General features: G+C 68.3%; 11 protein-coding genes. 4 read left to right on the top strand and 7 right to left on the bottom strand.

The features are described from left to right. Both AB0G16_RS25725 and AB0G16_RS25730 read right to left on the bottom strand, forming a co-directional pair. Positions 1-778, bottom strand: a 778-nt coding sequence (locus AB0G16_RS25725) for a DUF4158 domain-containing protein (RefSeq protein ID WP_362809883.1), incomplete at its 3' end; no start/stop codon positions are given. Positions 779-953: 175 nt separating this feature from the next. Continuing rightward, positions 954-2,966 (bottom strand): UvrD-helicase domain-containing protein, encoded by a 2,013-nt coding sequence (locus AB0G16_RS25730; protein ID WP_362809886.1) that lies wholly within the window; start codon positions 2,964-2,966, stop codon positions 954-956. A 137-nt stretch (positions 2,967-3,103) separates the two neighbouring features. Here AB0G16_RS25730 and AB0G16_RS25735 point away from each other — a divergent pair, with 137 nt between their 5' ends. Further along, positions 3,104-3,229, top strand: coding sequence for a hypothetical protein (locus AB0G16_RS25735; protein WP_362809889.1), 126 nt, complete (start codon positions 3,104-3,106; stop codon positions 3,227-3,229). A gap of 117 nt (positions 3,230-3,346) precedes the next feature. On the opposite strand, the gene AB0G16_RS25740 is transcribed toward AB0G16_RS25735, so the two are convergent. Next, positions 3,347-4,345, bottom strand: a complete 999-nt coding sequence (locus tag AB0G16_RS25740) for a hypothetical protein (RefSeq protein ID WP_362809891.1) — start codon at positions 4,343-4,345, stop codon at positions 3,347-3,349. Between the two features lie 478 nt (positions 4,346-4,823). Between AB0G16_RS25740 and AB0G16_RS25745 the strand changes: the two genes are divergently transcribed. Further along, the gene (locus AB0G16_RS25745) at positions 4,824-5,606 is read left to right on the top strand and encodes an endonuclease domain-containing protein (protein WP_362809895.1); all 783 of its coding nucleotides are present in this window, start codon (positions 4,824-4,826) and stop codon (positions 5,604-5,606) included. 33 nt (positions 5,607-5,639) lie between these two features. Here AB0G16_RS25745 and AB0G16_RS25750 read toward each other — a convergent pair whose 3' ends face one another. Continuing rightward, positions 5,640-6,014 (bottom strand): hypothetical protein, encoded by a 375-nt coding sequence (locus AB0G16_RS25750; RefSeq protein WP_362809897.1) that lies wholly within the window; start codon positions 6,012-6,014, stop codon positions 5,640-5,642. A 238-nt stretch (positions 6,015-6,252) separates the two neighbouring features. On the opposite strand from AB0G16_RS25750, the gene AB0G16_RS25755 reads away from it, so the two are divergent. After that, on the top strand, positions 6,253-6,453 hold the full coding sequence (locus AB0G16_RS25755; protein ID WP_362809900.1) for a hypothetical protein: 201 nt from the start codon (positions 6,253-6,255) through the stop codon (positions 6,451-6,453). A 593-nt stretch (positions 6,454-7,046) separates the two neighbouring features. Here the strand turns inward: AB0G16_RS25755 and AB0G16_RS25760 are convergent. After that, on the bottom strand, positions 7,047-7,208 hold the full coding sequence (locus tag AB0G16_RS25760; protein WP_362809903.1) for a hypothetical protein: 162 nt from the start codon (positions 7,206-7,208) through the stop codon (positions 7,047-7,049). A 12-nt stretch (positions 7,209-7,220) separates the two neighbouring features. On the opposite strand from AB0G16_RS25760, the gene AB0G16_RS25765 reads away from it, so the two are divergent. Then, positions 7,221-7,409 carry a hypothetical protein gene (locus AB0G16_RS25765; RefSeq protein WP_362809906.1) on the top strand — a complete coding sequence of 63 codons (189 nt, stop codon included), beginning with the start codon at positions 7,221-7,223 and terminating at the stop codon, positions 7,407-7,409. A gap of 161 nt (positions 7,410-7,570) precedes the next feature. Here the strand turns inward: AB0G16_RS25765 and AB0G16_RS25770 are convergent, their stop codons facing one another. After that, entirely contained in the window at positions 7,571-7,849 is a 279-nt protein-coding gene (locus AB0G16_RS25770; protein ID WP_362809909.1) for a hypothetical protein, read from the bottom strand. 502 nt (positions 7,850-8,351) lie between these two features. After that, positions 8,352-8,513 carry a tetratricopeptide repeat protein gene (locus tag AB0G16_RS25775; RefSeq protein WP_362810078.1) on the bottom strand — a complete coding sequence of 54 codons (162 nt, stop codon included), beginning with the start codon at positions 8,511-8,513 and terminating at the stop codon, positions 8,352-8,354. Between the last annotated feature and the right edge of the window lie 7 nt (positions 8,514-8,520).

Below are 8,520 nucleotides of genomic sequence, written 5' to 3' on the forward strand. Positions count from 1 at the left end.
ACGCGGCCACCAACGTCAACCGGACCGGCGGCTGGTTCGCCGCGAAGTCCGACGGATGCGAGGCCATCGCCCTCGCCCGCCAGGAGGCCACCAGCCGATCCGAATACCCGCCGAACAGATCCACCGCCAGCCCCAGAGCCTTCGCCCGCCGCAGCTTGACGATCTCCTCCAGCAGCGTCTCCAGCCCCAGCCGCCCGGGGTCGGACTTCAACTCCAGCAGGAACCCGTCCTCACCCGTGGCCAGCTCCCACAGCGACCGCGCCGAGTCCGCCGACAACCTGTTCAGCACATGCAGGCAGAACTCCCGCTCGAACCGCGCCCTGCCCGCACCCACGATCCGCTCCACCCGGCCAGGCGGCTCGATCTTTAACGTCCGGCAGCGGGCCAGCAGCGCCGCTCGCAGCCCTTCGTCCGTGAACACCATCGGGCAGATCTTCTCCGACAGCCACTCGGCCAGCACATCCTCATCCGCCCGGGTCGACTCCCGGAACCCCAGCGCGTCCCGCACCTGAGCCCGGTGCCGCTCGATCGACCGGCCCGACCAGACGTACTCCTCCAGCAACGCCGGCTCGACCTTCACCTGGCCGGCCACGTAGTCCACCGCAGCCTTGGGCAGCTCACCCACGTGCCGCGGGAACCGGCCCTCCTGCTCGAAGAACTTCAGCATCAGGCCGAACCCCAGACGGGTCGCCCCCGTCTTGTTCCCCACCAGCTCCCAGTCGCCGTCCAGCAGCGTCCACGACGCGATCAGCTCCTCCGGCTCCCACTCCCGTCGCACCCGAACCCGCCCTCCACCCGACCGTCTCCGACACGAACACGATCAAGCGGAAACTCCACCCAACCAGCCACATTCACCGCTCCGCAACGATCACGAACCGCAATCGTGACCTCTCACTCCGCTACCTGGCGGCTGGGGACATGTTCGGGAGCGGAGGGCCGCTACGAGGGGAAGCTCACGCGCTGCCTCGCCAGGGGCCGTGGTCACGGTCGGCGTCGCGGTCGCCGCGCATCGTCCACGGGTTGGGCTTGCTCCGGCCGGCGAGCTGATCGTCGATCCACTCCAGGCCGCCCCGGTCCAGGGTCTGCATGGCCCGGGTGACGGCGACGTAGGCCAGGCGCGCCTCTGCCTTGGGGACCTTGCCGGGGCGGCCGCTGTCGTCGGCCTTGGGCTGGCGGAAGTCATCGGCGATCCGCACCGAGGCCCACTCGCGGCCCTTGGCCTTGTGCGCGGTGGAGATCACCACGTCGGCGTACTTCTCATCGGCCACCAGGCGCTTGGCCGCGTCGATCAGGGCGTCGGCGCCGTGCTCGTCGACCAGGCGCACCAGCGAGGCCAGGTCGGCGCCGGCCTCGTCGTGGCGGACGTACTCCTGCACCTCGCCCCAGGAGCTGAACGCGAACAGCTCGGGGTGGTCGGTGCCCTTGCCCGCCTGCAGGCTGGCGGCGGCCTCGGCCAGGCGCCGGGGGCCGGCGCCGCCGCCGACCAGGGCGACCTTCAAGCGCCGGTCCAGGGCGTTCATCGTCTGGCGCAGGGCCTCGGCGTTGGTCCGGCACAGGATCGCCGCGGGGCGCTCGATGGAGGCGACGCGCGAGGCGATGGAGGGGGTGCCGCTCAGGCGCAGCCGGGCGTTCAGCAGCTCCAGCCACTTGTTGGCCTCGTCGGCGATTCGCGGCCCGAACCGCCAGCTCTGGGTGAGAAACAGCCGCTCGCGGGCGGGCCAGGTCTGGATCGCGTTGATCGCGCCGCGCCACTCGTAGATGGCCTGTTCGGTGTCGCCGACCGCGATCAGCTGCGCCTGCTGGGCCTGGACGACGGAGGCGATCAGCGGGTCGGCGTCCTGGGCCTCGTCGAACAAGATGAAGTCGGCCTTGAGCTGCGGGCCGGTCAGCGCCCACATCTTGAGGTAGACGTCGTGGGAGAACCGCAACGTGCCGTTGACGTCGGTCAGGTCCTCCCAGGCCCGTACGGCCAGGGGGAACACCGCGTTCCTCAGCGCGTCGGCCGCGGGGCCGTCGACGCCGTTGACCTCAGGCACGTGCTCGACGGCCAGCTGCGCGTCGGCCGAGCGGCAGAACCGGCCGACGGTCTCCATGGCCAGCCGGACCAGCTGGGTGGCCGGGATGTCGCCGTCCCGCAAGGACAGGGGTTTGGTGACGCCCAACCGTTTGGCGCTCTCGCGGGCCGGCAGGCGCGGCCCGTCCAAGCGGGCCTTGAACGCCGAGCCGACCGCGCGGAACGCCAAAGAGTGCGCGGTAGAGCAGGTGACGTTTTTCGGGAACGAGCGGGCGGCCGCCGTGGCGATCGCCTTGTTGAACGCGATGTACAAGCCGCGGCGGCCCTCCATCAGAGAGGCCGCCATCTTCAGCGTGGACGTCTTGCCGGTGCCGGCGCCCGCCTCGATGACCAGATTCGCCCCGCTTCGGCAGGCGGTGATGATGTCGGCCTGCTCACCGGTCGGGGTCAGGCCCGCGATCCGTCCCATCGGCGCGATCGGCGCGGCGGGCCGGACCGGGGCGGGCACCGGCCGGTGAGCGGGAACCGGGGCAAGGAACAGAGTTTCCGTCACCGGGGGCGGAGTGACGGAAACTCGTGTCGGGGGGAGCACGGCGGGGACGTCGGGAAGGTGGGGGCCGGCCAGGGCGGCCAGGGCCTCCCAGTGCCGGATCAGACCGCTCAGGTGGCGGCGAAACTGGGCCAGGTGCTCGGCGCTCAGGTCCTCCACCGCGCCGGTCAGATGCGTCAGGTCCGGGCCGGTGACGGAAAAGCCCTCCAGCTCCCGGCGCACCTGCTGGCGCTGCTCGCCGACCGGGGGAGTGCGGGCCTGCTTGTAGGTGGCCTGACGGCACGCCTGAGAGCAGTAGCGAGCCTGACGGCCGGGGCCGTCGCGCCGCACGCCGAACGGCTTCTCACAGCGCTGGCACAGCACCTCGCTCGGCGACCCCGCCGCGACCGTCGCCGCCCCCACCTCCTGAACCCGAGGCGGCCGGCCGTCCGGCCCGTTCCTCCTGCGCCCCACCAGCGCCTCCCCTCACCGCTATTACGTCAGCGCGCAACACAGTGACGTTATATCCGGCCCTGATCAAGAAGGCATGCCGGACCGGCATGAATCACAACCCCGAGCGGGCCCTGATGCTCCTGACGAGCGACCCCGACAGCGCCGACCCCGGCCTCCTCGACGAACTCGGCGAGCTCGGAGGGGCTGGATCGCCCCTCGTCCTCACCCGATGATCAGCTCTCGTGCCCGGCCACCGGGCCACCGGGCCACCGGGGCGGGGGTGCCTCAAATCCGACTGGAAATGAGGAAGATCGTCCGGCCTCGGCGTCCGCACCCGGCACCGTCCTGGTTCAGGACCGTTTTCCCGCCGCGAGGCCCGCGCGCAGTGCGGCCTCGGCCTCGGCCCGCTGGGCCCGCTCGTGAGCCAGTGCCTCGCGCAAGGCCTCGGCCTGCGCGCGGACGTCGGCCAGTTCCTCGCGCGCCTTCCCGGCCTCGGCGCCGGCCTGCGCGCTGCGGGCGCGCTCGGCGGCGTGTTCGGCCCGGACCTCGGCCAGCTGGCCGGTCAGGTCCGCGCGAACCTGTTCGGCGGCGGCCTGGGCGAGCGTCGCGGCCTGCTCGGCCGATGAGGCCCGCGCGGTGGCGGCGGCCAGATCCTTCTCCAGCTCCCGGTTGGCCTTGACCAGTGCGGCGTTGGTCGTGGCCAACGCCTCGGCCCGCTCGAACTCGCGCTGCTGCAGGGCCAGGGCGTGGGTGGCGGCCGCGGTCTGGTCGGCAGCCTTCTGCTCGGCGGCGGTGCGCCGTCCCTCGTGCTCGACCACCCGGTCCCAGGCGGCGGTGACCTGACGCTCACGCTCGGCCTCGGCATCGCGGGCCATCCGCTCGGCAGTCCGGCGCTCCTCGAGGGCCTGGTCCTTGTCGCGGACGGCGGCCGCGGCCTGGCGCGCCGCGCGATCGCGCTCGGCCTCGGCGTCGGCGGCCCGGGCCAGCGCCTGCGCCGCGGTGCGCTCGGCCTCCTCGATCCGGGCCAGGGCGCCGTCACGGGCGCCGGTGACGTGCTGGGCGTGGGCGGCCAGCACCCCGGTCAGGGTCTCGATGGCGGCCAGGACCGGCCCGGAGGTCGCCGCGTAGGCGGCCAGCACCCCCTCCAGCCCGGAGTTCTGGACGGCGCGGCGCTCCTCGGCGGCCTTGGTCTTGCACGTCTTGCCGTCGGGCCAGATGCGATCGGGCGGGCCGCAGTACTCGCGGGGCCGCCCGGCGCCGGTGTAGGCGATGCGCCGATCGCACTGGGAGTAGCCGCAGGCCCGGCCGGGCTGTTCCACCGGGCCGGTGGCACTGATCGTCTCCGTCATGCCGCCACCCTATCACTTTCACTTTCGCGAAATCATTAATATTTAATGAGATGTCAAAAGTTAAAAATATTTGATCTTATAGTCATGATCGCCGTTCAGGGGGAGCACAGAAGCTTCTTAAGCCAGCTTGAGGCGTTTCGGGGGAGTGGAAGCAACGGTGCGCCTGATGTGATCAAGGAGACAGTGGAGGGCCGTTGGTGCCCAGCGGCAGGCAACCCCATCTCGGGGGGGCTGGTGCCTCAACCGGGTCGGCCGCGACAGCATGCCCGCCGACTTCACCCGCGCCCGCGCGTAAGACCCCTCGTAAAACTCTGAAAACTCCTCCCTTCAAAGGGGGTCACCTCGTGCTGGTGGCCACCGTCGAAACCGCGTGTGACCTGGGCGGGGAGTGCGGCCCCGGGAGGCACACGGCGCGTCCCCGTGTCGGTGGCCGGAGATCGGGCTTTCGGCTGGTGGCGACAGGGGCAGATACAGGACCGTGGTCGACTGGTTGGGTGATCCGGACTTCCCCGAACGCCGCCGGGCCGCGCTGCTGCGGCGCTATGCCTGGCAGGTCGAGAGCGGTGATCCGGCCGAGCTCGCGGCCCTGATAGCCGCTCGCGCGGCTCAGCTCTGCCGCATGATGCGCTCCGCGACGTACGCGGCCGAACGGGTGGCGGTACTCGGTGACGACGGTCGCTACCACCTGCGGGTCGCCGGCCGGTTCATCTGCGTGGCTCCCTGGCGGGGGCGCCGCAAGCCGCCAGCGCCGGCCCTGCCTCATGAGCAGTGGTGCGTGTGGTGGACCGATGGGGTGCGCTTCCGGATCCAGCCTCCGCCGGGCGCAGGCCCGGAGACCGGGGAGCGTGGAAGGTTGACGGTTCGCTGGGCGATGACGCCCACCGAGCAGGTCCTCGACCCCGCCTCGGTGCCCAAGCGCCAGCACTGTCCCGTCGACGAGGCCCGCGGCCACTGGCCGCCGTACCAGGGCTCGCTCCTGGCGCCGATCGTCAACGCCCTGACCGCGGCCCTGGGGCCGACTTGTCACGCCTGCCGCGGAGCGCTCGGCGTCTTCGTCGACCACGACCCTGACACCATGCTCGTGCGCGGCTTGGTGTGCCGGCACTGCAACAGCAGTTTGGAGGGATGCCCGCACGTGGCCGGCTGCCCGTGGGCCGACTACCTCAACGACCCGCCCGCGGCCGCGCTGAACCTGCGCTACCCCCGCGCGGCCCTGAGCCGGAGAACCAGGCGGCCACCACCATCTCAAGCGGGAACGTGACCGACAACAGGTCAGCCCCGCCGGAACGGCGCGCTACTCAGCCTCGTCCGTACCGGCCGGGCCGGGGGCGGCGCGCTCCGGTGCGATGGTGTCCACGGCGAACAGTTCCAGCTGCTCGTCGCCGACCTCCGAGGTCGTCAGCTTCAGGCAGCGCCGGCAGGTCACCGCGCCCCGGTCCGGGTGCGCCGCCCCCGGGTCCCAGCCGCTCACCCCGACCATGCACGCCGGGCTGGGCATGCGGTGCCCGCCCAGCCAGGTCGTCATCGCCACGGCGTGCACAATGCCTGAGGAGCGCACCCGAAGGTTGGAGCCGTCGGCGTAGGCGGCCCGCGCCGCGGTGGCGATCGTGGCCAGCGCCTCGTGCAGACCCGGGACGTCTCGCGTCCCGTACCCGCCGCGCCCGTCCATAAGGATCAACCTAAACGCCCCGCTGCGGGCCTGCTGCCGATGCTCTCGCCGACGACGGGACCGGCGGGGTGACATCCCGACCAGATCACCATCGTGACACCCCTTGGGGGTTGCGATCCTCAAAGCACAGACACCGTCGTACCCCATGTGACCTGCGCGGGGACGTTAACTCTGTGATCGCTCATGATGTAGGCCGTCGCGGGGTCACCAGGCCTCGCCCGACGCCTTGGGAACTCACATGCTCATCACTGTTCGGGCCGCTGTCATCTTCGGCTTCGCGTTCGTCGCCGCGGCCATCGCCGCAGCGCTCATGGTCGCGGACAGCAGCTCTTGGCCGAAGGCGTTGTTCGCCGCTGGGGTCGCCTTCGGCGGCGCGCTCACCGTCGCCAACACCTTCATCGGGTCGCCGGATGAGCCGCAGCCCGCGCGCCGACACTGAACCGGCCACCGTGCACCGCCAGGCCCCGCCCACGGGGGCGAGGGCGGGCCGGGGTCGGTTACGCGAAGACGCGGTCGACGACGGCGGCCTGCTCGACGAGCCCGGCGCAAACGGGCAGGCGTCGAGCCGTCCCCGGTGTCACCCGCGATCAGCTCGTCCGGTATGCCCTCGCCCATCGATCCCGGAAATACCGCCACCGGGGCCACCTCCCGGTAGTAGCAGACCTGCCGTCACCGCATCTGGGAACCCTATCGACGGAACCTTCCAGCAGTAGGGCTCGCGGAAGTCGACCGTGCCGCCGGAGAACTTGGGTTCCCGGGAGTTGCTTCCATGTTGATTTGAAAAAGGCGATCGGGACTACATCTCCTGGGCAATCGCCTTCAACTGCGAATCATTCGTACGGTCGGCGACCGACTGCAACTGTGATGCTGGCGCCTTGAGGCTGGGACGCGATGACTTAGCCATACCTCCATGGACTCCGATCGGCAGCCCGCCTCCATGCCCGAACTGGCCACGAGCCAGTTGCCGAAAGAATCTGCCGAGCCGCCAGGCACGACCATCTTGAGGCGTTTCTTCTCAGGGAAGCCAGGACTTTATACGAAGTCGAAGTCGTGGCCCTGCCAGGAGGTGGTGGCGTTCTCGCGTGGGTGGGCAACGATGATGCAGATGATGGTGTTGCGTACCTCGTGCAGGCCGGCGAAGGCCGGGCGCTCGGCCGGGTCGCTGCCAGGGCCGGGGGCATAAGGTAGGCGCACCGCAGGGGAGTCGTGGCTCAGGTGGTTGGCGGCGGTGGCGAAGCGTTCGTTGAACAACTTGCTCGCCTCGCGCCGGTGGGCTTTATTGGCGCGCAGTTCGGCGGCCTGCTGGCGGTGCTCGGCGGCTTCGTGGACGACCGGCCTCCCTTAGTCAATTCCCTCGACTCCGAGAATCACGGTAAGCAACGATTGCAGTCGTAACAGTAAGTAAAGCTATAAGTGCAGCCGAAACGCCTCCCCACGCCAGGCCGAACTCACTTCCGACATTGAAGATAATCCCGCCCGCAATTGTGGCTACAGCTATGACAATCCGAGGCACCAAAGATCGCCAACTACGCCTCGCCTGTAACTCTCTATCCCTTTCACCCAATTTGTGCACCTCCAAAGACGGAGCCGACAAGGACGGCTAGGCCAATTGCGTTACCTAACGCTATATGCATGTACCCCGACTTTAGCTGCCCGCTGACGTCGTAGAGAATTTTCCCTATAATGGACGGCAGAAACAGGGATGCGGAGACAAGAATCAACAAGGTGACTGCAATTTTTCCTAAGTCTAGTTGCTGTCCGGCTGAAACACTCTTAAGTACGTAAACGACGGCGGCAATAGCACCTGCGACAACCCAATCGGACCAGAAGACCATGTCTTCTTTTTTGCAGTTATTCCACCAGAAATTTCCCAGACCTGAAGATGGCCTGGAGTGACCTTTGAGGATAACCTGAAAGAGGGCAGTAACTGTTGCGATAGACAGAGCTGTAACGAAGTTCAGGGAACCTCACCCTTTCGTCTGGGAAATTTATCACCAAGGTCACCCCCGACCAACGATTACGGTAAGGATCGCAGCAATTACAGCATGCTGTCTACTAACTACTCGTCCATAGTATCCGTTTCGTTACAATAATTTATTAAAGACCGAAATTCGAATTATATGCTGACCTTTAGAAAAGTTGGGGGTTAACGATGGCATAGCTGCTGAAAATCGTGATTTTTAACGGAATTTCCGGCGCGAGGAGCTCTCGAACGAAGCGGCTGATGGTCTCTTCAGTTTGGGCTTAGCCGCACCCGTCCGGCACGCTCTAGCATTCCGGGCAGGGTGTATCCGCGGCGAGTAGCTTCCGGAGTGGGACTGACGACACCCCTCAACGTCATGCGAGACCAAAATGCTTCCGCCAGTACGCCAGGTTGCTTCGGCTGTTGAGGGTGTCGGGGTGGTCGGGGCCGAGTACGCGTAAGCGGTCGGTGAGGAGTTCTTCGAATGCGGCGGCCGCACCCGCCGGATCACCAACTTGCCCCCGCCAGTACGCCAGGTTGCTT

It is taken from the genome of Streptosporangium sp. NPDC023615 (assembly GCF_040640155.1).
Lineage (GTDB): Bacteria > Actinomycetota > Actinomycetes > Streptosporangiales > Streptosporangiaceae > Streptosporangium.